The organism is Mycobacterium sp. E3198, assembly GCF_001667015.1.
In the GTDB taxonomy this organism is placed as follows: Bacteria; Actinomycetota; Actinomycetes; order Mycobacteriales; family Mycobacteriaceae; genus Mycobacterium.
In genome coordinates, this window is the sequence record NZ_LZIS01000245.1 from 1 (window position 1) to 25,475 (window position 25,475).

Below are 25,475 nucleotides of genomic sequence, written 5' to 3' on the forward strand. Positions count from 1 at the left end.
TGGCGACCCAGGGTAAGGGCGCCTGGCCCGTGTGCGGCGGTCCGCTGTCGGGCGCGTCCGCGGGCGGCGGGGGCGCCAGCGGCCCCGGACCGCCGTTGAGCCACGGCGCGTCCAGCGGGGCGTCCATGCCCGCCGGTGCGGGAGCGGGCAGCTCGCGCGGAGTGGCGCCCGACAGCGGACCGCCGCACACGGGCCAGGCGCCCTTACCCTGGGTCGCCAGGACCCGCTCGGCGACCGCGATCTGCTGTTCCTTGGTGGCCAGTTCGGCCGACGGGGCGTACTCGCCGCCGCCGTGCGAGGACCACGTGGCGGCGCTGAATTGCACGCCGCCGTGGTACCCGTTGCCGGTGTTGATTCCCCAGTTGCCGCCGGACTCGCAACGGGCTACTTGATCCCACTCGCCGTCGGTGGCCGCGGCCGCCTGGCCGGCGAGGGCGATGCTGCCGCCACCGAGAACCGCCCCCGTGAAGGCGATCTTGGCGACGCTGATGCTGGAAGTGGTGGGCTTACGGTGACGTCCACTCATACGCGCCGGAATATTCCTCTCTCGTAACGCGCCTGCGAGGTCAGCTGTCGGGTTCGGGTTGGAGAGGCCACCCGGCCGGCGTCGCACTCCCGTAGGAGTCGGCGCCGGCTTCACCCCAAGGAACCGCATGCGGCTCCAGTCCGATCACGGTGGACCGGTGGGTCCCCCGCCTCCATCCAGTTTTCGGTGTCCCCCGCCTACTGGATGGAGCTCGGCGCGATAAGCGGGGAGGAACGCCACCCTGGAGATTGGCGAACCCTCGGAGACGCTAGCGGGTTCTGTTCGCCCCGTCACGTTTAGTGAAACCCGGCGTTTCCCCCACGGCCATCTGCGAAAAGCCCAGGAAATAAAGGGATTTGCGCAGGTCATTGCGCCCGAGATCGGAGCGTGATTGTGTCGTTATCGTTTCGTTACGTGAGGTATCTCACAGTTTCATCCGCCCGCGAACGGCGGCAAAACGTCGACCGTGTCACCCGGCCGTAACGCCGCAGCCTCGTCGCGAACGGCGACTCCGTCGCACAGGTAAGAGCATCGATTCAGGACGGTGGCGAGGCGAGATCCAGGCACGGCGAGCCGCTCGACCAGCCCCGCAACCGTGGTCCCCAGACGCACGACGACCGTCTCCGCCTCGACCCCGGCGGCCGCGCGCGCGGCGGCGAAGTAGCGGACCGTCACGTGCATTCCCTCCGCCTCGGCCGGAGCTTCCATCGGGCTAGCCACCGATCGCGCTCATCGGGCGATCGGGCTGGACGAAGTCGGGATCGTTGATGCCGTGGCCGGCGGGCTTGCTCCACATCGCACCGCGCCACGCCGCCTCGATCGCGTCGTCGTCCGCGCCGCCGCGCAACAGGCCTCGAAGGTCGGTTTCCTCGGCGGAGAACAGGCAGCTGCGAATCTGACCGTCGGCCGTGAGCCGGGTGCGATCGCACGTCGAGCAGAAGGCGTGCGACACCGACGCGACGATGCCGAACTTTCCGCTCGGGGTGTCCGGCCCGGTGTCGACAAGCCAGAGCTCGGCCGGGGCCGAGCCGCGCGGAGCGGGATCCGGCCGCAACCGAAAGTGCGGCCGCAGCGTCGCCAGCACGTCGTCGGCGGTCAGCGCGGCGCCGCGACGCCACTGATGCCCGGCGTCGAGCGGCATCTGTTCGATGACGCGCAGCTGATAGCCGTGCTCGAGGCAGAACCGCAACAGGGCGACAACGTCGTCGCGTCCGGTCGCGGGGTCGAGCACCGCGTTGACCTTGACCGGCGTCAGCCCCGCCTCCTTGGCGGCCGCCAAGCCATCCAGCACGTCGGCGAGCCGGTCCCGGCGGGTGATCGCCGCGAAGTGGTCCCGGTCGACGCTGTCCATCGACACGTTGACCCGGTCCAGGCCCGCCTCGGCGAGCGCGGCCGCGCGCCGCGCCAGCCCCACCCCATTGGTGGTCAGCGAGATCTCGGGGCGGGGTTGCAGGCCGGCCGCCGCGGCCACGGCCTCTTCGAGGTGCCGCGACAGCAAGGGCTCGCCGCCGGTGAACCGCACGCTGGTGATGCCGAGCCGGGTGACGGCGATGTGCAGCAGCCTGGCCAGTTCGTCGGGTCGCAGCAGTTGATCGGAAGGCAGCCAGTCCAGGCCCTCGGCGGGCATGCAGTAGCTGCACCGCAGGTTGCAGCGATCGGTCAGCGAGACCCGCAGGTCGGTGGCGGCGCGCCCGTAGGTGTCCACCAGCGGGCCGCTGGCCGGTATGTCTTGGGTCGCGGCTCCGCGGGCGCGGCCCGGCATCGTCGGTAGGCCCAACGCGGTCAGCGTCATGCGGTCACCGCCCCGACGCGGGCAGGAACGATCTCCTTGCCCAGCGGCATCAGCGACACCGGGATCATCTTGAGGTTCGCGAGCGCCAGCGGAATCCCGACGAGCGTGATCGCCATCGCCGCCGCGCTTGCCAGGTGGCCGATCGCCAGCCACAGCCCAAAGAGGACTATCCAGATGACATTTCCGATGAGTGCGCCCGTCCCGGCGGTCGGCTTGTCGACGATCGTCCGGCCGAACGGCCACAGCGCGTACGACGCGATGCGCAGCGAGGCGAAGCCGAAGGGGATGGTGACGATGAGCAGGAAGCTGACGAGCGCCGCCAGCAGGTATCCGGCGGCCATCCACAGGCCGCCGAACACGAGCCAGATGACGTTCAGGATCAGGCGCATATCTCCTCCAGCGGTACTGCCAGGGTACCGAGTGACCGGGTAACGGGGGTGCTCGGCAGGCGGCCAGCCGAGTAGGATCAGAATCCAACATGCGTCCTGCGCAGGCGGGACGCTTCTTGCGTTGCCCAACCTAGTGATCCGTCAGACAAGCAGGTGAGACCAGTGCCGACCGGCAAGGTTAAGTGGTACGACGCCGACAAGGGGTTTGGCTTTCTGTCGCAGGAGGACGGCGAGGACGTCTACGTCCGCTCGTCGGCGTTGCCCGCGGGGGTCGAGGGTCTCAAGGCGGGACAGCGGGTGGAATTCGGCGTGGCGTCGGGCCGGCGCGGGCCACAGGCGTTGAGTCTCAAGCTGATCGATCCTCCGCCCAGCCTTTCCAAGACCCGGCGCGAGGCGCCGGTCGAACACAAGCACAGCCCCGACGAGTTGCACGGGATGGTCGAGGACATGATCACCCTGCTGGAGGGCGCCGTGCAGCCGGAGTTGCGCAAAGGCCGCTACCCGGATCGCAAGACCGCCCGTCGGGTCTCCGAGGTGGTCAAGGCCGTGGCCCGGGAGCTCGACTCCTAACTGGGCGGTGGCCCGAAACGTACCCCTACGCGGTGAAGCTACCGGGTGGTAACTTCGACATGCATAGGCCGTGTACTCGGGCCGGCGCCGGGTACTCAAGCCTCGATGTGGGTCGTTAGCGAGGAGGCGGCGATGGCACAGCAAGCGCAGGTCACCGAGGAGCAAGCCAGGGCCCTGGCCGAGGAATCCCGCGAAAGTGGTTGGGAAAAACCATCATTCGCCAAGGAACTCTTTCTCGGCCACTTTCCTCTAGAGCTCATTCATCCGTTCCCCAAGCCATCGCGTGCCGACGAAGAGCGCATCGGGGCCTTCCTCGGCCGGCTGCGGGAGTTCCTCGCGGGCGTCGACGGCAGCGTCATCGAACGCGAGGCGCAGATCCCGGACGAATACGTCAAGGGCCTGGCCCAGTTGGGCTGCTTCGGGATGAAGATCCCGACCGAGTACGGCGGGCTGGGCATGTCGCAGGTCGCCTATAACCGGGCGCTGGTGATGGTTTCGTCGGTACACCCCAGCCTCGGCGCGCTGCTGTCGGCGCATCAGTCGATCGGGGTGCCCGAGCCGCTCAAACTCGCCGGGACCACCGAACAAAAGCAGAAGTTCCTGCCGCGCTGCGCTGCCGGGGCCGTCTCGGCGTTTCTGCTCACCGAACCCGACGTCGGTTCCGACCCCGCGCGCCTGGCGTCGACGGCCACGCCGGTCGAGGACGGCAAGGCGTACGAGCTCGAGGGCGTGAAGTTGTGGACGACCAACGGCGTGGTCGCCGAGTTGCTGGTCGTGATGGCCCGGGTGCCCAAGGGCGACGGGCACCGCGGCGGCATCAGCGCGTTCGTCGTCGAGGCCGATTCGCCCGGGATCACCGTGGAGCGGCGCAACAAGTTCATGGGGTTGCGCGGCATCGAGAACGGGGTGACCAGGCTGCACGGCGTCCGGGTGCCCGCCGAGAACCTGATCGGCCGGGAGGGCGACGGCCTGAAGATCGCACTGACCACCCTCAACGCCGGCCGGCTCTCGATCCCGGCCAGCGCGACGGGTTCGTCGAAGTGGGCGCTGAAGATCGCCCGCGAATGGTCCGGCGAGCGGGTGCAGTGGGGCAAGCCGCTGGCCAAACACGAAGCGGTGGCGAGCAAGATCTCGTTCATCGCCGCCACCACCTACGCGCTCGACGCGGTGCTCGAGCTGTCCGCCCAGATGGCCGACGAAGGCCGCAACGACATCAGGATCGAGGCGGCGCTGGCCAAGTTGTGGTCCAGCGAAATGGCCTGCCTCATCGCCGACGAGCTGGTGCAGATCCGCGGCGGCCGAGGCTACGAGACGGCGGAGTCCCTGGCCGCGCGGGGGGAGCGCGCGGTGCCCGCCGAGCAGGTGGTGCGCGACCTGCGGATCAACCGCATCTTCGAGGGATCCAGCGAGATCATGCGGCTGCTCATCGCGCGGGAGGCGGTCGACGCCCACCTGACCGCGGCCGGTGACCTGGCCAAGCCCGACACCGGTCTGCGGCAGAAGGCCGCCGCAGCCGTCGGCGCGAGCGGTTTCTACGCAAAGTGGTTGCCCCAGCTGGTGTTCGGCGAGGGTCAGCGACCCACCGCGTACAGCGAATTCGGGGCGCTGGCGTCGCACCTGCGGTTCGTCGAACGCTCCACGCGCAAACTGGCCCGCAACACCTTCTACGGGATGGCGCGCTGGCAGGCCAGGCTCGAGCAACGGCAGGCGTTTTTGGGCCGGATCGTCGACATCGGTGCGGAGCTGTTCGCCATGTCCGCGGCGTGCGTGCGCGCCGAGGGCCAGCGGGCCGCGGACCCGGTGCTCGGTCGACAGGCATACGAGCTGGCCGAAACGTTCTGCGAGCAAGCGGCATTGCGGGTGGAGGCGCTGTTCGCGGCGTTGTGGTCCAACACCGACAGCAGCGACGTCCGCCTGACCCACGACGTGCTGGAAGGCCACTACACCTGGCTGGAGGACGGCATCATCGATCAGTCGGAGGGCACCGGACCGTGGATCGCGCACTGGGAACCCGCGGCGTCGACCGAGGCGAACCTGGCCCGTCGATTCCTGACCTGAGTTTCCGGGCAGAATTGTCGCCATGGCCTCCTATGTAGCCCCGGCGGGCGAATTCACCCGCGACACCAACTACATCACCACCCGGATCACCGCCGACGGCCGTGACGGCTACCCGGTGGAGCCCGGCCGGTATCGGCTCATCGTGGCCCGCGCCTGCCCGTGGGCCAACCGGGCGATCATCGTGCGGCGGTTGCTGGGCCTGGAAGGCGTTCTCTCCATCGGGTTTTGCGGCCCCACGCACGACGAGCGCAGCTGGACGTTCGACCTGGACCCCGGCGGCGTCGACCCGGTGCTGCAGATCCCCCGGCTGCAGGACGCGTACTTCAAGCGCTTCCCCGACTACCCCAAGGGGATCACCGTCCCCGCGATCGTCGACGTGCCGACCGGCGCGGTGGTCACCAACGACTTCGCGCAGATGACGCTGGATTTCTCGACGGAGTGGACCGCCTACCACCGCGACGGCGCACCGCAGCTCTACCCCGAACCGCTGCGGGCCGAAATCGACGAGGTGAGCAAGAGGATCTACACCGAGATCAACAACGGGGTATACCGGTGCGGCTTCGCCGGCTCGCAGCAGGCGTACGAGGCGGCCTACGACCGGCTGTTCACCGCGTTGGATTGGGTGGGCGATCGCCTCGCCGGCCAGCGATACCTGGTGGGCGACACCATCACCGAGGCGGACGTGCGGCTGTTCACCACCCTCGCCCGCTTCGACCCGGTGTACCACGGGCACTTCAAGTGCAATCGCAGCAAGCTGTCCGAGATGCCGGTGCTGTGGGCCTACGCGCGCGACCTGTTCCAGACGCCGGGGTTCGGCGACACCGTCGACTTCGTCCAGATCAAGCAGCATTACTACATCGTGCACGCCGACATCAACCCCACCCGCATCGTGCCCAAGGGTCCGGACCTGTCCGGCTGGCTGACCCCACACGGGCGAGAGGCGTTGGGCGGCAGGCCGTTCGGGGACGGCAGCCCGCCGGGGCCCCCGATCGACGGCGAGCGGGTGCCCGCCGGCCACGGCGCGTGAGGTCGCTGGGCGCCCAACGAGTTAGGACGTCAGGCGCACTGACCATTCCGCGTGCGGGACGGCGCGGACCGTGCTGGTGTCATTCGATTGGCCTTGCTCGACCACCAGCGTCAGCAACTGCACGACGATCCCGGTCAGCTTTCCGCGCTGCGGGTCGACCGTCGGGATGGTCACCGCGAAGCGGCTGCCCGGCCGGAAAATGGTCATGGCGGTGTTCGCGGGATCCTCGTAGACCTGCAACAGCCGCCACGGCGCACGTGCGATGGCCTCTGGCACCGAAAGCTGCACCGGATAGCGCTCATTGAACGGCAACTCGCCCTGGGTCTGCGGCGTCTGACAGTCGTTGAGGTTCAGCACATTGCAGTACAGGTACGGCCCGACCCGGGTCAGGTGGCCGTGCGAGTAAGCGCTGATCTCGGGTCGCTGCACACCGCGCTGCCGCACCAGCAGCCACGCCCCGACCCCGGCCCCGACGCACGCCAGCGCCACCACGGCCGCGACGAGCATGGCCGCACCGCGTTTCACTCCGGCACCGCCGCGGGCCTTCCGGTGCGCATCCCCTCCTGCTCGACCATGACGGGCCGGTTGCCGCCGAGGCCGGGGATCAAGGAGTTGCCGCGGAAGCTGACGAGGGTCTGCGACAGGCCGAGGATGAGCAGGCCGCTGACGGCGGTGAAGCCGACCCACAGCTCGGTGTACACCAGCACACCCAGCGCCCCGCCCAGCACCCACGCCAGCTGCAGGGTGGATTCCGATCTCCCGAATCCCGATGCGCGCGATTCCTCGGGCAGGTCGTGTTGCAGCGAGGCATCCAGGGAGGCCTTGGCGATCGCACTGGACCCGGACGTGACCAGCGTGGCGATCACCGCAGCCATCAGGGTGCCGGCCACCGAAGCCGCCAGCGCGACCGCGCACACCGCGACCGTGCAGCGCACCACCAGCACGGCCGGCCTGCCCAGCTTCAGGCGGGCGCTGGTGAAGTTGCCCGCGAAATTGCCGATCCCCGCCGCGGCGCCGATCATGCCCAGCATGGCCAGCTGTTCCCATCCGTTGGACTGATGCGCCTTGGCCACGAACGCCGGATACAGGAACAGGAAGCCGACCATCACCTTGATGGTGCAATTGCCCCATAGCGAGGTGATGATGTTGCGGCCCAACGGTTGCCGAAGCGTCCCTCCCACCTTCTTGACCTCTTCGGGCCAGCCTCGCCGCGGCGCGCCGCTGCCGTTGCGGTAGCTCAGGGTGGCCGGCACCTCGCCCGCGGTCACCTCGACCCAGCGCGGGATCCGCATCGACAGCAGGGCGCCGGCGATGGTGACGGCGATGACGACGAACAACGCGCCGGGCAGCTTCAACAAATGGGTGCAGAGGAATTCGACGCCGCCCGCGATGGCGCCGCCCACGATCGTGCCCCCGAGGAGGCCGAACACCGTCAGCCGGGAGTTCACCCGTACCAGGTCGATGGACGGCGGCATCACCCGCGGTGTCACCGCGCTGCGCAGCACGCTGAACGACTTGGAGAGCACCATCATGGCCAGCGCACACGGGTAGAGCACCATCGACGGGTAGCTGCCCGTGGCGCCGTCGTAGTTCATGATCAGCAGCACCGCCAGCGCGGTGCGCAGCGCGAAGGACGCCGCCAGGGCGACGCGCCGGCCATGCTGGAGCCGGTCCAGCGCCGGACCGATGAGGGGCGCGATCACCGCGAACGGCGCGATGGTGATCAACAGGTACAGCGCCACCTTGGACTTGCTCTCGCCGGTGGCCGCGGCGAAGAACAAGGTGTTGGCCAGCGCGACCGCCATCGCGGCGTCCACCGCGAAGTTGGCGACCACGGGCCACGTCAGGGCGGTCAGGCCGGACTTGTCGGCGCCGTCGGCGGTGGCGGCCCGCTGCACCATCCAGTACATGCGGGAACCCATTTCGCGGCTGCGCATCGCCGCGGCGCGGGTGACCGTGATGCGTTCCCCGGCGGCGGGACCACGCGGGGGCGCGGCGCCGCCGCGGTCGGGCTCGGCCTGCTCGCCCAGCGGCGGCAGGTAGCGGTTCGCGCTCGGCATCGGCGGCGGCCGGCGCGACCGGCCCCGCCCGGCGTCGTCCGCCGGGTAGTTGGCCATGCCCGGGTGCTGATTGGCCGATCCGTTGCGGTTCGGGCGGGGGTGGCGGCCCGGGTTGGAGGCCACCCGACCCCGATCATCACGCCGCCGTCCGGACACGGATCAATTCTGTCTTATGCCGGCAGGCAACCGGGCGTGGCTCGCCAACCTTAGTATTGGAGTCGCAGTGCAAGAGAGGGGACAGCGTGACCGGACCCGGTGAAGGGCCAGTGGAACCTGCCGCGACGAGCGTGGCCGAGTCGCCCGACGAGTTGGCGGCGGTGCTCACGGGTGCCGCCGACCGGGCCCGGGCTGCCGTCGAGGAGTTCGCCGGCGCCGAGGCCGTCGGGGACTACCTGGGTGTTGGCTACGAGGATCCGAACGCCGCGACCCACCGGTTCCTGGCGCATCTGCCCGGTTACCAGGGGTGGCAGTGGGCGGCCGTCGTCGCCGCGCATCCGGGCGCCGACCAAGCCACGATCAGCGAAGTGGTGCTGATCCCCGGGCCGACGGCGCTGCTCGCGCCGGAGTGGGTGCCCTGGGACCGACGGGTGCGCCCGGGCGATCTCAGCCCCGGCGACCTGCTGGCGCCCGCGGCGGACGACCCCCGGTTGGTTCCCGGCTACGCCGCCAGCGGCGACCCCGAGGTGGACGAGACCGCCGCCGAGGTCGGGTTGGGCCGGCGCTGGGTGATGAGCGCGTGGGGTCGCGCCGACGCCGCCGAGCGGTGGCACACCGGGGACCACGGTCCCGACTCGGCCATGGCCCGGTCCACCAAGCGGATGTGCCGCGATTGTGGTTTTTTCCTGCCGCTGGCCGGGTCGCTGGGCGCGATGTTCGGGGTGTGCGGCAACGAGCTGTCCGCCGACGGCCAGGTCGTCGACAAGCAGTACGGCTGCGGCGCCCACTCGGACACACCGGCCCCCGCGGGCACCGGCTCGCCGGCGTACGAGCCCTACGACGACGGCGTGCTGGACGTCGCGGAGAACCCGCCGCCGCCCGAACCACCGGAGCCGGCGACGGAGTCCGCGGAGTCGCCGGAGCCGGAGTCGCCGGAGCCGGAGTCGCCGGAGCCGGGGGACTAGCCGCGCTCGGCGGCGGCCTTGATCTTTGCCAGCGAGGCGTTCATCCCCTCCAGCAGCTCGCGTTCGAAGTTCTCGGTCCCGCCGAAGAGCGCGTTCACCGACAGGTTCGAAAACGCGCTGACGCCGTTCTCGGCGTGACGGCTCTCGATCACCCGCGTGCCGCCCTGGCCGCTGGGCTCGAGCTCGTAGCTCCAAATCGTGCCGTTGGTGTTGACCCGGAAAGCGAGCCTCTTCTCGGGGACGACCTCGACGACCGTGCAGGTGGTGGGCCAGAACATGCGGTGGCGCCGGTTGAGGTTCACGGTGCGGGTGCCCGCGCGAAGCGGTCCCAGCGGCTTCATCCAGCGACATTGCGGGCTCCAGTCCGGCATCCGCCGGAAGTCGGAGATCAACGCCCACACGGTAGAGGTCGGCGCGTCGATGTCGACTTGCGTTTGCAGCAGCGGGGCGACCATGGTTCCTCCCGGGGCGGTCAATCTATTGGCGGTCGAGGTAGGTTTCCAGCCCGGTCTGCGCGCCGCGGGCGCCGCGGCGGGCGGCGGCGAGCTGCAGCACGAAGATGCTGGTGCCGATCAACCCGACCCCCAGCCCGCCCAGCGTCACCGGGCGCCAACTGTGTAGGGCGGGCACGAGGAACGCGAGCGCCGCGCCGATCAGCCAGCCCAAAAATCCGACCGCAACGACGGGCCACACCTCGAGCAGCGCCCGCGGCAGGGCAGGCGCCTCGGGGCTCTGGCCCGGTTGGACAGACATCGGGATCAACATAGCCCGGCGAGGATGGGGCCCGAAAGCAGGCGAGGACCAAAGTCCATGGATGGCAGCTTGGTATCCCGGATCTGTTGCGTTCCGTGTAACCTCGCGCCATGCCTGACAGCGACGCCCGGCTGGCCAGTGACCTGTCGCTGGCGGTGATGCGGCTGGCCCGCCAACTGCGGTTCCGCAATCCGTCATCGCCGGTGTCGCTGTCCCAGCTGTCGGCGCTGGCAACCCTGGCCAACGAGGGCGCGATGACCCCGGGTGCGCTGGCGATTCGCGAGCGCGTGCGGCCGCCGTCGATGACCCGGGTGATCGCCTCGCTGGCCGAGATGGGTTTGGTGGACCGCGCCCCGCACCCGGTCGACGGCAGGCAGGTCCTCGTCTCGGTGTCCGAGTCGGGCGCCGAGCTGGTCAAGGCGAACCGTCGCGCGCGCCAGGAGTGGCTGGCCAAGCGGCTGGGAACGCTGGACGGCGAGCAACGGGAAACCCTGCGCGAGGCCGCCGATCTGATGCTGGCGCTGGTCGACGAAAGCCCGTGACCGAGGGCTTGGATGTTCAGGACATCACCGATCCCGACGACCCGCGCCTCGACGATTTCCGCGACCTGAACAGCGTCGATCGCCGTCCCGATCTGCCGACCGGCAAAGGGCTGGTGATCGCCGAGGGTGTGCTGGTCGTCCAGCGCATGCTGGCCTCCCGATTCACCCCGCACGCCCTGCTGGGCACCGACCGCCGGCTCTCCGAGCTCCAGGACGATCTGGCCGGCGCCGCGGCGCCGTTCTACCGGACCTCGGCCGAGGTGATGGCACAGGTGGTGGGCTTCCATCTCAATCGCGGGGTGCTCGCCGCCGCCAGGAGGGTGCCGGAACCGAGCGTCGCCGAGGTCGCCGAGGCCGCCCGTACCGTCGCGGTCCTTGAGGGCGTCAACGACCACGAGAACCTGGGCTCGATCTTTCGCAACGCGGCCGGGCTGGGGGTGGACGCGGTGGTGTTCGGCGGCGGGTGTGCCGACCCGCTCTACCGCCGCGCCGTGCGGGTGTCGATGGGCCACGCGTTGCTGGTCCCGTATGCGCGGGCGGTCAGCTGGCCCCATGACCTTCTGTTGTTGAAGGAGAGCGGATTTCGGCTCATGGCCATGACGCCGCAGCGCGAGGCGTGTGCGCTGGCCGAGGCGATGGCCGCGGCGGTCGACGAGCGGGTGGCGGTGCTGGTGGGCGCCGAGGGGCCCGGGCTGACGACGGCCGCCCTGCGGCTCAGCGACGTGCCGGTGCGCGTCCCGATGTCGCGCGGCACCGACTCGCTCAACGTCGCCACCGCAGCGGCCCTGGCGTTCTACGAGCGGGCTAGGCTCACGTGGTGAGCGACGAGTCCGTCCCCTGGGCAACGGGTGTGACCGTCGCCGCGTTCGTCGCCGCCGTGACCGGCGCCGCCGTCGTGGTGCTCAGCCTCGGCCTGATCCGGGTGCATCCGCTGCTGGCGGTCGGCCTCAACGCGGTCGCGGCGGGCGGCCTCGCGCCGACGTTGTGGGGCTGGCGGCGCACGCTGGTGTTGCGCTGGTTTGTGCTGGGCGCGGGCGTGGGCGTGGCCGGCGCGTGGGTGACGCTGCTGGCGATGACGGTCGGGTAGCGGCTAGTTAGCGATGTCCCGCTGAGCGCACCCCGAGCAGCACGTCCTCCCAGGCCGGGATCACCGGCTTGCCGCGCCGGGTGTGCACCGGCTGCTCGGGCGGCGCGGCGGGGGACGCCGGTTCGGCGGTTTCGCCTCCGGACGCGGGCGCTTCGGCGGGCTCGAAGTCCAGGCGGGCCACCCGGGCGAGCGGCCGCAGCGGGCGCTCGAAGTCCGGGTCGATCAGCTCGCTGGCCGCGTCGTCGACAGCCGTGACCGTTCCGCCGTGGGCGCCGGGGGCGAAGCTGAAATGCGCGATGTTGTCCGAGCGCCCGGCCTTCCAGGCGAGCTGCACCGTCCAGCGGCCGTCTTCGTTGCGCCACGCGTCCCAGCTGAGCCGGTCGGGTTCCAGGCCGCGCGCCACCAATGCGGCGCTGACGGTTTCCAGCAGGGTGAGCACGGCGGGCCCGTCGGCCAGCATCGGGTGCGCGGCGGTTGCCAGCTCGGCGGCGCGAGCCCGCTCCAGGAGCACCGGGTGGGCAAAGCGACGCACCCGCGAAATGTCGGAGCCCGACGCCGTGGCCACCTGATCGACGGATGCGCCGGCGCGAATCCGGGCCTGAATCTCCTTGGGGCTCAACATGTTCGTGACTTGCATGTCGAGCGGCGGCTGCTCCGGCTGCGGCGACTCGCCGCGAAGGGCGGCCCGAAGTCTGTCGTCGGCCACCAGCTTGAACCGTTCGGCGTGGTCATCACCCTCGCAGATGATGTATTTGCCCTCGTCATCGAGACCAACCACTGTGAGTTCCCGCATGGCTTCTCCTCGCAGGCTCCGCGCCGGTCAGCGACGGACCCCTCGGGTCCGCACTCTAATGCAGCTAACGCCGGTAACCCGCTCTGACACGCTGGCGGGTTGCGGACTGATGACCGTCGGGTTAAAGCCGCTCGACGACCCAGTCGACGCACTGCGTCAGAGCGCTGATGTCGTCAGGGTCGACCGCGGGGAACATCGCCACCCGCAACTGATTGCGGCCCAGTTTGCGATAGGGCTCGGTGTCGACGATGCCGTTGGCCCGGAGTGTCTTGGCGACGGCCGCGGCGTCGACCTCGTCGACGAAGTCGATGGTGCCGACCACCTGAGACCGCAACGCGGGATCGGCGACGAACGGCGTGGTGTACGGCCGCTCCTGCGCCCACGAGTACAACCGCTGCGAGGAGTCCGCCGTGCGCTTGACCGCCCAGTCGAGGCCGCCATTGCCGAGCAGCCAGTCCAGCTGCTCGGCCATCAGCGCGAGGGTGCCGATCGCCGGGGTGTTGTACGTCTGGTTCTTCAGGCTGTTTTCGACGGCGATCGGCAGCGACAGGAAGTCGGGAACCCAGCGACCGGAGGACGCGATGGACTCGACGCGGGCCAGCGCGGCCGGGCTCATGACGGCCAGCCACAGCCCGCCGTCGCTGGCGAAGTTCTTCTGCGGCGAGAAGTAGTAGGCGTCCGCCTGGGTGATGTCGACGGGCAGGCCGCCGGCGCCCGAGGTCGCGTCGATGAGTACCAGTGCGTCGCCGGAGCCGGCGGGGCGGTGGATCGGCACCGCGACCCCGGTCGACGTTTCGTTGTGCGCCCACGCGATCGCGTCGACCGACGGGTCGGACTGCGGTTCGGGGGCGGTGCCGGGGTCCGACTTGATGACGATCGGGTCGCCGACGAACGGGTTCTTGGCGACCGAGGAGGCGAACTTGGCGCTGAACTCGCCGAAAGAAAGGTGCAGCGAGCGCTTGTCGATCAGCCCGAATGCGGCGGCATCCCAGAACGCGGTCGCGCCGCCGTTGCCCAAAATGACCTCGTACCCGTCGGGCACGGAGAACAGCTCGGTCACACCCGAGCGCACCCGGCCCACCAGATCCTTGACCGGCGCCTGCCGGTGCGACGTGCCGAACAGCGGCGCCGCGGTGGTGGTCAGCGCCTTGAGCTGTTCGGGCCGGACCTTGGACGGGCCGCAGCCGAAGCGGCCGTCGCGGGGTTTGATGTCGGAGGGGATGTCGAGCTGGTCAGCCATGTCGACCAGCCTAGTGAGCGATCCGAAGGCGCCGACGCCGCGGGCTGGAGCGAGCGACCAGATGTGAGGCAGGCCACACGGATCGCGTGACCACTGGTCAGGCCACAGTGCCTCGAGCGGGTCTAGAAAATATCCGGTACCTGCGGTACTGTCTGGACATAGAACGTCCAAATGTAAACCTCGTTGGGGAGGCTTGGAATGGACAGGACGCGACTGGTCCGGCGCTGGCGGCGCAACATGGAAGTGCGCGACGACGCCGAGTACGTGAACATGCTTGCCACGCTGTCCGAGGGGTCGGTGCGGCGAAACTTCAATCCCTATACCGACATCGACTGGGAGTCGCCAGAATTCGCGGTGACGGAGAACGACCCGCGGTGGATCCTGCCGACGACCGATCCGCTGGGTCGGCACCCGTGGTACCAGGCGCAGTCCGAAGAGCGCAAGATCAAGATCGGCATGTGGCGGCAGGCCAACGTTGCCAAGGTCGGGCTGCACTTCGAGTCGATCCTGATCCGCGGCCTGATGAACTACACGTTCTGGGTGCCCAACGGGTCACCCGAATACCGCTACTGCCTCCACGAGTCGGTCGAAGAGTGCAACCACACCATGATGTTTCAGGAGATGGTGAACCGCATCGGCGCCGACGTCCCGGGCATGCCGCGGATGCTCAAGTGGCTCTCGCCGCTGGTCCCGCTGGTCGCCGGTCCGCTGCCGGTGGCGTTCTTCATCGGTGTGCTCGCCGGCGAGGAGCCGATCGACCACACGCAGAAAAACGTGCTGCGCGAAGGGAAGTCGCTGCACCCCATCATGGAGCGGGTGATGGCCATCCACGTGGCCGAGGAGGCCCGGCACATCTCGTTCGCGCACGAGTTCCTGCGCAGGCGGCTGCCGGAGCTGACCGAGCGGCAGCGGTTCTGGACCGCGCTGTACCTTCCGCTGACCATGAAGCTGCTGTGCCGCGCAATTGTGGTGCCGCCCAAGGCTTTCTGGCGCGAGTTCGACATCCCGCGCGAGGTCAAAAAGGAACTGTTTTTCCGGTCCCCGGAGTCGCGCAAGTGGCTGTCTGACATGTTCGGTGATGTGCGGATGCTGGCTCACGACACCGGCCTGATGGAAACGCGGTCCGCCCGGCTCATGTGGCGCCTGTGCAAGATCAACGGCAAGCCGTCGCGCTACCGCAGCGAGCCGCAGCGGCAGCACCTGGCTCCGGTCCCGGCCGCATAGGACTGCGCGGGTTCTTTTATGCCGCACGTTATTACCCAGTCGTGCTGCAACGACGGGTCCTGTGTTTTCGCGTGCCCGGTGAACTGCATCCACCCGTCACCGGACGAGCCGGGGTTTGCCACCACGGAGATGCTCTACATCGATCCGGTGGCGTGCGTGGACTGCGGCGCGTGCGTGAGCGCGTGCCCGGTTGGCGCCATCGCGCCCGACACCCGGCTGGACACCAAGCAGCTGCCGTTCGTCGAGATCAACGCGTCCTTCTACCCGGAGCGGCCCGCGGGCGAGAAGCTGCCGCCCACCTCGAAGCTGGCCCCGGTGATCCCCGCCGCCGAGGTGCGCGCCCGCCGCCGGCCTTTGACCGTGGCCATCGTGGGCTCGGGTCCCGCGGCGATGTATGCCGCCGACGAGCTGCTCACCCAACATGGCGTGCGGGTCAACGTCTTTGAGAAGCTGCCGACGCCCTACGGGCTGGTGCGCGCCGGCGTCGCGCCCGACCACCAGAACACCAAAAGGGTCACCCGGCTTTTCGACCGGATATCCGGTCACCGGCACTTCCGCTTCTACCTGAACGTCGAGATCGGCAGGCACCTGAGTCACGCGGACCTGTTGGCCCATCATCACGCCGTGGTGTATGCAGTGGGCGCGCCCGACGATCGTCGCCTGGGCATCGACGGCATGGGCCTGCCGGGCACCGGGACCGCCACCGAGTTGGTCGCGTGGCTCAACGGGCATCCCGACTTCACCGATCTGCCAGTCGATCTCGGTCACGAGCGGGTGGTGATCATCGGCAACGGCAATGTCGCCCTCGACGTGGCCCGCGTCCTCACGGCGGACCCCGACGACCTGGCCCGCACCGACATCTCCGACCATGCGCTCGAGGCGTTGCGGCGCTCCGCGGTGCGCGAAGTGGTGATCGCCGCCCGGCGCGGCCCGGCCCACTCGGCCTTCACCCTGCCCGAACTGATCGGGCTCACCGGCGCCTCCGAGGTCGTGCTCGACGCCGGCGACCACCGGCGAGTGGCAAACGATCTGGCCGTCGCGTCGGACCCGCTGACCAGAAACAAGTTGGAGATCCTGAGCAAACTGGGCGACGCTGCGGCGCCGGCGTCCCGCCGACGAATCCGGCTGGCGTATGAGCTCACGCCGCAACGCGTGCTCGGAGAGCGGCGCGCCTCCGGCATCGAGTTTTCCGTCACCGGCACCGGGGAGGCGCTCCGGCTGGACACGGGCCTGATGCTGACGTCGATCGGCTACCGCGGCAAGGAGATTCGCGGGCTGCCGTTCGACGAATCGGCGGCCGTCGTGCCCAACGACGGCGGTCGCGTCGTGGACCCCGGCTCTGGCCGTCCGGTGCGCGGCGCCTACGTCGCGGGCTGGATCAAGCGCGGACCGACGGGGTTCATCGGCACGAACAAGTCCTGCTCCCTGCAAACCGTCCAGGCGCTGGTGGCCGACTTCAACGCCGGCACGCTGACCGACCCGGTTGCCACGCCGGGCGCACTGGACGCGCTGGTGCGCGGGCGCCAGCCCGCCGCCGTCGACTCCGCGGGATGGCGGGCGATCGATGCCGCGGAGGTCGCGCGGGGCGGCCACGACGGGCGGCCGCGCAACAAATTCACCGATGTCGGCGAAATGCTCGCCGTCGCCGCGACCGCGCCGACGCCGCCGCGGCGACGCCGGCTGCTGGCCCGGCTGCTCGGCTCTTAGCCCGGCTGCCCGGACATCGCGGCAGAGATCTCCTCCATGCTGACTTCGCGCACCGGCTGTCCCAGCGACCAGTGGTGGCCGAACGGGTCGGCGACCACGCCGTAGCGGTCACCCCAGAACTGGTCGTCCAGCGGAGCCACCACGGTGGCGCCCGCGTCCAGCGCCTGCTGGAACTTCGCGTCGACGTCGGTGACCGTCAGGTGGATGGTGACCGGGGTGCCGCCCAGCGACTTGGGCGTCATCGACTTGCCACCGCACGTTTCGGGAAAGTCGTCGTTGAGCATCACGGTGGAGCCGTTGATGTTCAGCGCGGCGTGGACCAGCCTGCCGTCGGGGCCCGGCACCCGGCCCAGCTCGACGGCGCCAAAGGCCTTGACGTAGAAGTCGATCGCCGCGGCGGCGTCGTCGACGACGAGGTGCGGGGACAGTGCGGGCTCGACGTTGATTGCCATGGTTTTCTCCTTGTTGTCGGTCTCCCGTGCAAACCCGGCGTGGGCCGGCACACGGTTATTGACTCGTCCCGCGACGCAAATTCATCGCGGCACGCGCCCATTCAATCGCCGGCCACCGACAACTAACCCACGCGAGCGTGACCACAGCGCGAATATCGCGCCGATCTCAGGCGTGGGTGAGGACCCGGTCCCAGCCCTCGACGGCTTCCGGACTGCGCGGGCCCGGTCCCACATAGATGGCCGAGGGGCGAACCAGCTTGCCGAGCCGCTTCTGCTCGAGGATGTGGGCGCACCACCCCGCGGTGCGTCCACAGGTGAACATTGCCGGCATCATGTTGGCCGGCACCCGGGCGAAGTCCAGGATGACCGCGGCCCAGAACTCGACGTTGGTCTCGATGGCCCGGTCCGGGCGCCGCTCGCGCAGTTCCGCCAGCGCGGCCTGCTCCAGCGCGACGGCGACCTCGTGGCGGGGGGCGCCCAGCCGTTCCGCGGCCCCGCGCAGCACGCGCGCCCGCGGATCCTCGGCGCGGTATACGCGGTGGCCGAATCCCATCAGCTTGTCGCCGCGGTCGAGGATCGACTTCACCAGGCCGCGGGCGTCGCCGGTGCGCTCGACCTCCTCGAGCATCGGCAGCACCCGGGCTGGCGCCCCGCCGTGCAGCGGGCCGCTCATCGCCCCGATCGCCCCCGACAGCGAGGCGGCGACGTCCGCTCCGGTCGAGGCGATCACCCGCGCGGTGAACGTCGAGGCGTTCATGCCGTGCTCGGCGGCCGACACCCAGTAGGCGTCGATGGCCTCGACGTGCCTGGGGTCCGGTTCGCCCTGCCAGCGGGTCATGAATCGTGCAGTGACGGTTGGGCATTCGTCGATGACGCGCTGCGGCACGGCGGGCTGGTAGATGCCACGGGCCGACTGTGCGACGTAGGACAGCGCCATGACCGAGGCGCGGGCCAGCTGGTCGCGGGCGGTGGCGTCGTCGGTGTCCAGCAGCGGCTTGTAGCCCCAGATCGGCGCCAGCATCGCCAGCCCCGCCTGCACGTCGACCCGCACATCGCCGGTGTGGATCGGCAGCGGGAAGGGCTCGGCGGGCGGCAGCCCGTGACCGAATTTGCCGTCGACCAGCAGTCCCCACACGTCTCCGAACGTGACCTGCTGGGTCACCAGGTCCTCGATGTCCACGCCGCGGTAGCGCAGCGCGCCGCCGTCTTTATCCGGTTCGGCAATTTCGGTGGTGAACGCCACCACGCCCTCGAGGCCGGGGACAAAGTTCTCGGGCACAGTCATAGGAGAAATTCTCGCACCCCTGTGCCGGGCGGATGCTACCGGCCGGTAGCAACCCCCGGTAGCGTTGGCGTAATGGCAGGACCGGCCCCCGGAGCAGGCTCCGAAGCAGGACGAGAACACCTCGAGAGAATGCGCGTGGAATACGGGTCGGTCGAGAAGGACGGCAGCCCGGACCTGGACGCGGACTGGCTGGCCGACGGGTGGCTCGCGTTGTTCCGCAGGTGGCTCGACGACGCCGAGCGCGCCGGCGTGGCCGAGCCCAACGCCATGGTGCTGGCAACCGTCGCCGACGGCCGGCCGGTCAGCCGAGCGGTGTTGTGCAAGAGCGCCGATGAGACCGGAATCACTTTCTTCACCAACTACGACTCCGACAAGGGCGCCGAGCTGGCCGCGACGCCGTACGCGTCGGCCACCTTCCCCTGGTTCGTGCTGGGCCGGCAGATCCACGTCCGCGGCCCAGTCACCAAGGTGGATCCGCAGGTCACGCAGGACTACTGGGCCATGCGCCCGCGCGGCTCACAACTGGGGGCCTGGGCGTCACACCAATCGAGGCCGATCGCGTCGCGCACGGCGCTGCTCGGCCAGCTCGCCGAGGTCACCGCGCGCTTCGCCGACGCGGAATCCGTCCCGGTGCCGCCCAACTGGGGCGGATACCTGCTCGCGCCCGAGGTGGTCGAATTCTGGCAGGGCCGGGAAAACCGGGTGCACAACCGGATTCGCGTCGCCGACGGCCGGGCGGAGCGCCTTCAGCCCTGACGGTATGACACCCGTCACGTCCCAAATTCACCGCCGCTTTACCGGCCGATGGCCGCCAGACCGGCGGACCCGACCCCGGGCAGGCGCGCCGTCCCGATAACGACTACCTTCAGCTATAAGCACCGAGTCAGGGCAGCTAAGCCAGCCAGAGCGCAAAGGGGTTCTCGTGGCCGACACCGACGACACCGCAACTCTGAAGTACCCAGGGGGCGAGATCGACCTTGAGGTCGTGCAAGCCACCGAAGGAGCCGACGGGATTGCGCTCGGCTCCCTGCTGTCCAAGACCGGCTACACGACGTTCGACAACGGCTTCGTCAACACCGCCTCGTGCAAGAGCTCCATCACCTACATCGACGGCGACGCCGGCATCCTGCGCTACCGCGGTTACCCGATCGAACAGCTCGCCGAGAAGTCGACCTTCATCGAGGTGAGCTACCTGCTCATCTACGGCGAGCTGCCCACCAAGGAGCAGCTGGATGAGTTCACCAACCGGATCCAGCGGCACACCATGCTGCACGAGGACCTGAAGCGCTTCTTCGACGGCTTCCCGCCCAACGCCCACCCGATGCCGGTGTTGTCCAGCGTGGTGAACGCGTTGAGCTCGTACTACCCGGACGCGCTCGACCCGATGGACAACGGTCAGGTCGAGCTGTCGACAACCCGCCTGCTGGCGAAGCTGCCGACCATCGCCGCCTACGCCTACAAGAAATCGATCGGTCAGCCCTTCCTCTACCCGGACAACTCGCTGAGCCTGGTGGAGAACTTCCTGCGGATGACGTTCGGGCTGCCGGCCGAGCCGTACCACGCCGACCCGGAAATCGTGCGGGCGCTGGACATGCTGTTCATCCTGCACGCCGACCACGAGCAGAACTGCTCGACGTCGACGGTGCGGTTGGTGGGCTCGTCGCGGGCCAACCTGTTCACCTCCATCTCCGGTGGCATCAACGCGCTCTGGGGTCCGCTGCACGGCGGCGCCAACCAGGCCGTGCTGGAGATGCTCGAGCAGATCCGCGAGAGCGGCGACGACGTCGGCGAATTTGTCCGCAAGGTGAAGAACCGCGAAGCCGGCGTCAAACTGATGGGCTTCGGGCACCGCGTCTACAAGAACTACGACCCGCGGGCGCGAATCGTCAAGGAACAGGCCGACAAGATCCTGGGCAAGCTGGGCGGCGACGACTCGCTCCTGGACATCGCGAAGGAGCTCGAAGAGGCGGCGCTCACCGACGACTACTTCGTCGAACGCAAGCTCTACCCGAACGTCGACTTCTACACCGGCCTGATCTACCGGGCGCTCGGTTTCCCGACCCGGATGTTCACGGTGCTGTTCGCGCTGGGCCGGCTGCCCGGCTGGATCGCGCACTGGCGCGAGATGCACGACGAGGGCGACAGCAAGATCGGCCGCCCGCGCCAGATCTACACCGGGTACACCGAGCGCGACTACGCCACCATCAACGACCGTTAGTCAGCTCCTCACCTGCCACGAGTCAGCTCCCCACCGGCCACGAGCGTGCGTGTTTGTTCGGTGACACGCCGCTGACGCCGTACAACTGCGCACGCTCGCCGTGGTGTGAACCGGCTACATCGAGCCCAGCACCGCCATCGCGGCGTTGTGGCCGCCGATGCCCGACACCGCCCCGCCGCGGCGGGCGCCCGAGCCGCACAACATGATTCGATCGTGCGCGGTGGCCACCCCCCAGCGCCGCGCCGGCGTGTCCAGCGCGTCGTCGTCCTCGGCGAACGGCCACGTCAGGCCGCCGTGGAAGATGTTGCCCGCGGTCATCCCCAGCTTGCGGTGCAGGTCCAGCGTGGTCGTCGTCTCGATGCACGGCCGGCCCTGCGCATCGCTCAGCAGTACCTCCTGAATCGGTTCGGCCAGAACGGAATTCAGCGAGGCAAGCACCGATTCCGTCAGTCGGTCACGCAGGGCGCCGGAGTAGTGGCCGTCGAACAGCGAGTGCGGGGTGTGCAGGCCGAACACCGTCATGGTGTGGGCGCCCGACCGGGCCAGCTCCGCCGACAAGACGCTCGGGTCGGTCAGCGAATGGCAGTAGGCCTCGCAGGGCAGCGGATTCGGGATGTGTCCGCCGAGCGCGAGCGAATACGCGTTGCCCAGTTGCGTCCAGGTCTCGTTCGCGTGGAACGTCCCGGCGAACGCCTGCTCGGGCGAGACGCCGTCGTCGCGCAACCGCGGGAGGCGGCGCAGCGCCATGTTCACCTTCACCTGCGCGCCCTGGCCCGGGACCGCCGGCCGCTCGCCGAGCAGGCCGGCCAGGACCGTCGGTGTGACGCCGGCCAACACGAAGCGGCCCCGCGCCGCGTGCTCCTTCTCGCCGCAGCGGTAGCGCACCAGGCCGTCGGGGTCGACCGCGAAAACGTCTGCACCGGTGACGATTTCGGCGCCATGGCTTAAGGCCGCCGACGCCAGCGCCGCGGTCAGCGAGCCCATCCCGCCGACGGGCACGTCCCAGGCTCCCGTGCCGCCGCCCAGCACGTGGTAGAGGAAGCAGACGTTCTGTCGCAGTGAGGGGTCGGCGAGGGGGGCGAACGTGCCGATCAGCGCGTCGGTCGCGATGACGCCGCGGACCAGGTCGTTGCCCACCGCTTCGGTGATGGCGCGCCCGATCGGCTCGTCAACCAGGGCCCGCCATGCGGCGGCCGCGTCGGCATCGCCGCCGTCGATGACGTGCCGGCGGGCCTGCTCGCGCGTGCGCAGCGGCTCGAGCAGCGTCGGCCAGAGCCGTTCGGTCACCACCCGGCAGCGGCGGTAAAACGCCGCGTAACGGCCCTCGTCTTCGGCGGCGCCGATCGCGCCGAACGTGCCGGGGCGCCCGACCAGCAGCCCCCTGCGGCCCCCGGCGCCGGGATCCGGCGTGTACGACGAATACGGGCGGCGGGCGAGTCGCACCGCGGCGCCCAGATCCTCGACGATGCGGGCCGGCAGCAGGCTGACCAGGTAGGAGTAGCGCGACAGCCGAACCCCAACGCCGTCGAACACCTGCGCCGAGACCGCGGCCCCGCCGGGCACCTCCAGCCGCTCCAACAACCGCACTCGCAGGCCCGCCCGGGCCAGATAGCCGGCCGCGACCAGCCCGTTGTGGCCGCCACCGACGATTACGGCATCGAAGGCGTCGACGTCGCTCAGTTCAGGTAGCCCTCGACCTCGTCGGGCGGGCGCACCTGGGCCTCGCGCGGGTCACCGCCGGTTTCGCGCAGCGCGCGGCGCTGCCGCAGCAGGTCCCAGCACTGGTCGAGCTCGACTTCGACGCGGCGCAGGCGATCGTGCTCCTCCGACGTGCTGATCTCGCGCTGCTGCAGCTGCGACCGCAGCGTTTTCTCCTCGTCGACGAGGCTGCGGATGTAAGCCAGGGTTTCGCTGTCGGTCGGTTTTCTGCCGTTTCCCATCGCTCCAGTGTGCCCGACCCGGCGAGCGCCCCCCGGTCGAATCGGTAGGCTGCATATCGCCTGCAAAATGAAAGTGCGGGCGACGAATGACCGAGGGGGCAATTGTGGGGTTAGGGGTGGATTTGCGGGAGGCGCCCGCGGATGTCGACGTGGGGCCGGATCCGGAATTGCGCGGGCACTCTGCCGGCCTTCCGTGGATGATTGCTGTCATGGTTATTCCGTTGCTGATGGCGGCAATCGGTTACGGCGGGTTCGAGCGACCGCGATCCGCTCACGGCCCGGCCGGCGTGGCGCCGACGAGCAGGCCGGCCGCCCGGAAGCTGTCGCTGGCGCCGCTCTCGATCACCCGCAACGGCAATAGCTTTACCCTCAGCGGGGATTTCCCCGACGACTCCGCGAAAGCCGCGTTGCTGAGGGCGCTTAATGGGGCGCTGCCGCCGGGCGCCAACATCGTCGACCAAATACGCATCAATCCCAATATCGATGCGCTCGATTTCGCAAAAGCGGGACCGTTTTTCAAAGACAGCGCCTCGATTCCCGATTTCAGTCTCACGGTGAGCGGGGACACCATCACCTTCGCCGGCACCGCCGCATCGCAGGAGCAAAACAACACCGTCCACCTGGAGGCGGTGCGCATCTGGTCCAAGCTCAACGTTGTTGACAAGCTGGTGATCAAAGGGCAGGCCCCGCCGCCCGCTGCGCAGTGCAACGACCTGCAAGTGGCGATCAACGCTGTGACGGGGGGCCCGATTACGTTCGCAAATGACGGCTTCAGCCTGATCCCGGCCGAAGAGCCGATACTGACCCAGGTGTCGGAAAAGCTCAGAGCGTGTCCGGCCGCACATGTGACGCTCAACGGCTACGCCGACAACTCGGGTGTCGAGGCGATCAACGTCCCCTTGAGTACCCAGCGGGCCCAAAAGGTCGCCGATTTCCTTGTTGCCCACGGCGTCGCAGGCCCCCAGCTGGTCGTCAAGGGCCTCGGTTCGGCAAACCCCATCGCGTCCAACGACACGGCGGAGGGCCGCGCCAAGAACCGTCGCGTCGAAATCGTTGTCAGTTAAGGAGATCCGACATGGATTTCGTGATCCAGTGGTTGTGGTACCTGCTGGCTTTTGTCGCGGGCTCTGGCGTCGCGCGGGTGATCGCCAACATCATGAACAAACGCGTCGGCGTTGAGGAAATCACCGCCGCGTCGACCCGTTCCCGGATAGGCGGGGACCGATGAGTCACGTGCACTGGTGGCTTTTCGCCCTGTCCTTCGCGATGGGGTTGGTGTTGACGCTCGCGCTGACGGTGCGCCCCGTCAAACGTCAACTGGCGGTGGCCGCGCCGGCGGATGCGTTGGTTGCCGCGGCGGACAACGAGCCCGAACCGCCGACGACGAGGATTCCGGCGCCGTATGAGTTCTTCGCGAGAAATTTCCCGGGCGATGACGACCCGCTGACAACGACGATCCCGGTCGAGCAGGAGTCGCCGACGACGAAAATCCCGGTCGAGGAACACCCGACGACCGCGATTCCGGTCGAGGAGCAACCGACCGCCGTCATTCCGGTGGAGCAGGAGCCGGCGGACGAGCTCCCCATCGCGGACGAATCACCGGTCGCGGAGAGCCCGGTGGCAAAACCGCCGCCGGTCATGGACCTCCTCGTCAGGCGAGAACGACCGACGACAATCATTCCCGTTGAGCAAGAGCCGCCGGCCGTGGAGAGTCCCGTCGCGGAGGAGCCACCGGCTGCGGAAGTCCCTGTCGCCGACGAGCCTTGGGCGGCGGAGGTCCCCGGCGCCGAAGAGTCGCCGGTGACGGAAGGTCCCCCACAGGAAGAACAATCGGAGACAGTCATTCCGGTTGAGCAAGAGTCGCCGGCCGCGGGGATTCCCGTCGTGGACGAGCCACCGGCCGCCGAGGTCCCCGTCGCGGACGAGCCTCCCGCCCCCGCGCACCCCGTCGCCGAAGAGTCGCCGGTGGCGGATCTTCGCGCGGAGCACGAACAACCGGAGGCAGTCATTCCGGTTGAGCACGAGTGGCCGGCCACAGAGAGTCCCGTCGCGGACGAGCCTTGGGCGGCGGAGGTCCCCGTCGCTGAAGCGTCGCCGGTGACGGACGATCTCATGGAGGAAGAACAACCGGAGGCAGTCATTCCGGTTGAGCAAGAGTCGCCGCCGGCGGAGATTCCCGTCGTGGACGAGCCTCCGGCTGCGGAGGTCCCCGTCGCGGACGAGCCTTGGGCCCCCGCGCACCCCGTCGCCGAAGAGTCGCCGCTCACGGACCTCCCCGCGGAGCACGAACAACAGACGACAATCATTCCCGTCGAGCAAGAGCCGCCTACCACGGAGATCTCTGTCGCGGACGAGCCCGCGACGACTCAGGAGGCGAAAAAGCCGCCCAAGACCAGGTTTTCGTTCATCAGGCGGTTGCTGGCCAAGAGGACCGTGGCCGCCAAAGAACCGAAGGCCGAGCGCCCGGCCCCGAAGAAGGCCCCGCCGAAGAAGGCTCGGCCGCCCGCCAAAGGGTCACCGGCAAAGCGGGTTCCGGGCGCGCGGAAGGCGGCGCCGCGAAAAATCCCACCGGGCAAAAGGATTCCGCCCGGCAAGAGGGTGGCGCCGGGCGTCACCGCGCGCCCGGTCAAAATGGCACCGCCCGGCAAGCAGCCGCCGCCGAAGAAGCTGTCGGCCACCACGGAATCGACC

27 protein-coding genes, 1 pseudogene and 1 riboswitch are annotated in these 25,475 nt (G+C 69.2%); of the genes and pseudogenes, 14 read left to right on the forward strand and 14 right to left on the reverse strand.

Annotation, left to right across the window (positions count from 1 at the left end):
* From A5673_RS25315 to A5673_RS25330, 4 genes are all read right to left on the reverse strand, one after another.
* A partial coding sequence (locus tag A5673_RS25315) for a transglycosylase family protein (protein WP_197518469.1) occupies positions 1 to 526 on the reverse strand: 526 nt, incomplete at its 3' end.
* Between the two features lie 13 nt (positions 527 to 539).
* Positions 540 to 725: riboswitch (cyclic di-AMP (ydaO/yuaA leader) on the reverse strand.
* Between the two features lie 233 nt (positions 726 to 958).
* Positions 959 to 1,234: a MoaD/ThiS family protein gene (locus A5673_RS25320; protein ID WP_068238928.1), complete on the reverse strand. Its 276-nt coding sequence runs from the start codon at positions 1,232 to 1,234 to the stop codon at positions 959 to 961.
* A 4-nt stretch (positions 1,235 to 1,238) separates the two neighbouring features.
* The gene (gene moaA, locus A5673_RS25325; protein ID WP_068238929.1) at positions 1,239 to 2,318 is read right to left on the reverse strand and encodes a GTP 3',8-cyclase MoaA; all 1,080 of its coding nucleotides are present in this window, start codon (positions 2,316 to 2,318) and stop codon (positions 1,239 to 1,241) included.
* On the reverse strand, positions 2,315 to 2,707 hold the full coding sequence (locus tag A5673_RS25330; protein WP_068238932.1) for a YccF domain-containing protein: 393 nt from the start codon (positions 2,705 to 2,707) through the stop codon (positions 2,315 to 2,317). Before A5673_RS25330 ends, moaA begins: the two co-directional genes overlap by 4 nt.
* A gap of 162 nt (positions 2,708 to 2,869) precedes the next feature.
* Here A5673_RS25330 and A5673_RS25335 point away from each other — a divergent pair, with 162 nt between their 5' ends.
* The 3 genes from A5673_RS25335 to A5673_RS25345 all read left to right on the forward strand — a co-directional run bounded on the left by A5673_RS25335 (position 2,870) and on the right by A5673_RS25345 (position 6,362).
* A complete protein-coding gene (locus A5673_RS25335; protein WP_068238933.1) occupies positions 2,870 to 3,277 on the forward strand; it encodes a cold-shock protein in 408 nt (135 codons plus the stop codon).
* Positions 3,278 to 3,409: 132 nt separating this feature from the next.
* Entirely contained in the window at positions 3,410 to 5,335 is a 1,926-nt protein-coding gene (locus tag A5673_RS25340) for an acyl-CoA dehydrogenase family protein (RefSeq protein ID WP_068238935.1), read from the forward strand.
* Positions 5,336 to 5,357: 22 nt separating this feature from the next.
* Positions 5,358 to 6,362 (forward strand): glutathione S-transferase family protein, encoded by a 1,005-nt coding sequence (locus A5673_RS25345; protein ID WP_068238937.1) that lies wholly within the window; start codon positions 5,358 to 5,360, stop codon positions 6,360 to 6,362.
* A 21-nt stretch (positions 6,363 to 6,383) separates the two neighbouring features.
* On the opposite strand, the gene A5673_RS25350 is transcribed toward A5673_RS25345, so the two are convergent.
* Together A5673_RS25350 and A5673_RS25355 are read right to left on the reverse strand one after the other, a co-directional pair.
* Positions 6,384 to 6,887 carry a DUF2771 domain-containing protein gene (locus A5673_RS25350; protein WP_156748616.1) on the reverse strand — a complete coding sequence of 168 codons (504 nt, stop codon included), beginning with the start codon at positions 6,885 to 6,887 and terminating at the stop codon, positions 6,384 to 6,386.
* Positions 6,884 to 8,545 carry an MFS transporter gene (locus A5673_RS25355; RefSeq protein WP_068238938.1) on the reverse strand — a complete coding sequence of 554 codons (1,662 nt, stop codon included), beginning with the start codon at positions 8,543 to 8,545 and terminating at the stop codon, positions 6,884 to 6,886. The genes A5673_RS25350 and A5673_RS25355 overlap by 4 nt, the downstream gene beginning before the upstream one ends.
* Before the next feature lie 119 nt (positions 8,546 to 8,664).
* Here A5673_RS25355 and A5673_RS25360 point away from each other — a divergent pair, with 119 nt between their 5' ends.
* Positions 8,665 to 9,543: a DUF3027 domain-containing protein gene (locus A5673_RS25360; RefSeq protein WP_068238939.1), complete on the forward strand. Its 879-nt coding sequence runs from the start codon at positions 8,665 to 8,667 to the stop codon at positions 9,541 to 9,543.
* On the opposite strand, the gene A5673_RS25365 is transcribed toward A5673_RS25360, so the two are convergent.
* Together A5673_RS25365 and A5673_RS25370 are read right to left on the reverse strand one after the other, a co-directional pair.
* Positions 9,540 to 9,998 carry an SRPBCC family protein gene (locus A5673_RS25365; RefSeq protein ID WP_068238940.1) on the reverse strand — a complete coding sequence of 153 codons (459 nt, stop codon included), beginning with the start codon at positions 9,996 to 9,998 and terminating at the stop codon, positions 9,540 to 9,542. The two genes, A5673_RS25360 and A5673_RS25365, sit on opposite strands and share 4 nt — an antisense overlap.
* Positions 9,999 to 10,020: 22 nt before the next feature.
* Positions 10,021 to 10,296: a DUF2530 domain-containing protein gene (locus A5673_RS25370; RefSeq protein ID WP_068238968.1), complete on the reverse strand. Its 276-nt coding sequence runs from the start codon at positions 10,294 to 10,296 to the stop codon at positions 10,021 to 10,023.
* 110 nt (positions 10,297 to 10,406) lie between these two features.
* On the opposite strand from A5673_RS25370, the gene A5673_RS25375 reads away from it, so the two are divergent.
* The 3 genes from A5673_RS25375 to A5673_RS25385 are packed head-to-tail and all read left to right on the forward strand — an operon-like array spanning position 10,407 to position 11,925.
* Positions 10,407 to 10,838, forward strand: a complete 432-nt coding sequence (locus A5673_RS25375) for a MarR family winged helix-turn-helix transcriptional regulator (RefSeq protein WP_068238941.1) — start codon at positions 10,407 to 10,409, stop codon at positions 10,836 to 10,838.
* On the forward strand, positions 10,835 to 11,659 hold the full coding sequence (locus A5673_RS25380) for an RNA methyltransferase (protein WP_068238944.1): 825 nt from the start codon (positions 10,835 to 10,837) through the stop codon (positions 11,657 to 11,659). Before A5673_RS25375 ends, A5673_RS25380 begins: the two co-directional genes overlap by 4 nt.
* Positions 11,656 to 11,925 (forward strand): DUF2537 domain-containing protein, encoded by a 270-nt coding sequence (locus tag A5673_RS25385; protein ID WP_068238970.1) that lies wholly within the window; start codon positions 11,656 to 11,658, stop codon positions 11,923 to 11,925. Before A5673_RS25380 ends, A5673_RS25385 begins: the two co-directional genes overlap by 4 nt.
* 7 nt (positions 11,926 to 11,932) lie before the next feature.
* Here A5673_RS25385 and sepH read toward each other — a convergent pair whose 3' ends face one another.
* Both sepH and serC read right to left on the reverse strand, forming a co-directional pair.
* Positions 11,933 to 12,718 (reverse strand): septation protein SepH, encoded by a 786-nt coding sequence (gene sepH / locus A5673_RS25390; protein WP_068238946.1) that lies wholly within the window; start codon positions 12,716 to 12,718, stop codon positions 11,933 to 11,935.
* A 121-nt stretch (positions 12,719 to 12,839) separates the two neighbouring features.
* Positions 12,840 to 13,958 (reverse strand): phosphoserine transaminase, encoded by a 1,119-nt coding sequence (gene serC, locus A5673_RS25395; RefSeq protein ID WP_068238948.1) that lies wholly within the window; start codon positions 13,956 to 13,958, stop codon positions 12,840 to 12,842.
* Positions 13,959 to 14,156: 198 nt separating this feature from the next.
* Here serC and A5673_RS25400 point away from each other — a divergent pair, with 198 nt between their 5' ends.
* On the forward strand, positions 14,157 to 15,182 hold the full coding sequence (locus A5673_RS25400) for a diiron oxygenase (protein WP_068238950.1): 1,026 nt from the start codon (positions 14,157 to 14,159) through the stop codon (positions 15,180 to 15,182).
* Positions 15,183 to 15,200: 18 nt separating this feature from the next.
* Positions 15,201 to 16,889 (forward strand): FAD-dependent oxidoreductase, encoded by a 1,689-nt coding sequence (locus A5673_RS25405; RefSeq protein WP_068238952.1) that lies wholly within the window; start codon positions 15,201 to 15,203, stop codon positions 16,887 to 16,889.
* Here the strand turns inward: A5673_RS25405 and A5673_RS25410 are convergent.
* Together A5673_RS25410 and A5673_RS25415 are read right to left on the reverse strand one after the other, a co-directional pair.
* The gene (locus tag A5673_RS25410) at positions 16,886 to 17,341 is read right to left on the reverse strand and encodes a VOC family protein (RefSeq protein WP_068238971.1); all 456 of its coding nucleotides are present in this window, start codon (positions 17,339 to 17,341) and stop codon (positions 16,886 to 16,888) included. The genes A5673_RS25405 and A5673_RS25410 overlap by 4 nt on opposite strands.
* 166 nt (positions 17,342 to 17,507) lie before the next feature.
* Entirely contained in the window at positions 17,508 to 18,626 is a 1,119-nt protein-coding gene (locus tag A5673_RS25415) for a citrate synthase 2 (RefSeq protein ID WP_068238957.1), read from the reverse strand.
* Positions 18,627 to 18,698: 72 nt separating this feature from the next.
* Here A5673_RS25415 and pdxH point away from each other — a divergent pair, with 72 nt between their 5' ends.
* The gene (pdxH, locus tag A5673_RS25420; protein WP_369806526.1) at positions 18,699 to 19,382 is read left to right on the forward strand and encodes a pyridoxamine 5'-phosphate oxidase; all 684 of its coding nucleotides are present in this window, start codon (positions 18,699 to 18,701) and stop codon (positions 19,380 to 19,382) included.
* 166 nt (positions 19,383 to 19,548) lie between these two features.
* Positions 19,549 to 20,844, forward strand: a complete 1,296-nt coding sequence (locus A5673_RS25425; RefSeq protein ID WP_068238961.1) for a citrate synthase — start codon at positions 19,549 to 19,551, stop codon at positions 20,842 to 20,844.
* Positions 20,845 to 20,958: 114 nt separating this feature from the next.
* Here the strand turns inward: A5673_RS25425 and A5673_RS25430 are convergent, their stop codons facing one another.
* Together A5673_RS25430 and A5673_RS25435 are read right to left on the reverse strand one after the other, a co-directional pair.
* A complete protein-coding gene (locus tag A5673_RS25430; protein WP_068238963.1) occupies positions 20,959 to 22,524 on the reverse strand; it encodes an NAD(P)/FAD-dependent oxidoreductase in 1,566 nt (521 codons plus the stop codon).
* The gene (locus A5673_RS25435; RefSeq protein ID WP_068238964.1) at positions 22,521 to 22,784 is read right to left on the reverse strand and encodes a DUF2630 family protein; all 264 of its coding nucleotides are present in this window, start codon (positions 22,782 to 22,784) and stop codon (positions 22,521 to 22,523) included. Before A5673_RS25435 ends, A5673_RS25430 begins: the two co-directional genes overlap by 4 nt.
* A gap of 104 nt (positions 22,785 to 22,888) precedes the next feature.
* Between A5673_RS25435 and A5673_RS25440 the strand changes: the two genes are divergently transcribed.
* The 3 genes and pseudogenes from A5673_RS25440 to A5673_RS25445 all read left to right on the forward strand — a co-directional run.
* Positions 22,889 to 23,848 (forward strand): OmpA family protein, encoded by a 960-nt coding sequence (locus A5673_RS25440; protein ID WP_369806527.1) that lies wholly within the window; start codon positions 22,889 to 22,891, stop codon positions 23,846 to 23,848.
* A gap of 11 nt (positions 23,849 to 23,859) precedes the next feature.
* The gene (locus tag A5673_RS29735) at positions 23,860 to 24,012 is read left to right on the forward strand and encodes a hypothetical protein (protein WP_197518470.1); all 153 of its coding nucleotides are present in this window, start codon (positions 23,860 to 23,862) and stop codon (positions 24,010 to 24,012) included.
* A gap of 50 nt (positions 24,013 to 24,062) precedes the next feature.
* A pseudogene (locus tag A5673_RS25445) lies at positions 24,063 to 25,475 on the forward strand (hypothetical protein); the annotation flags it as partial.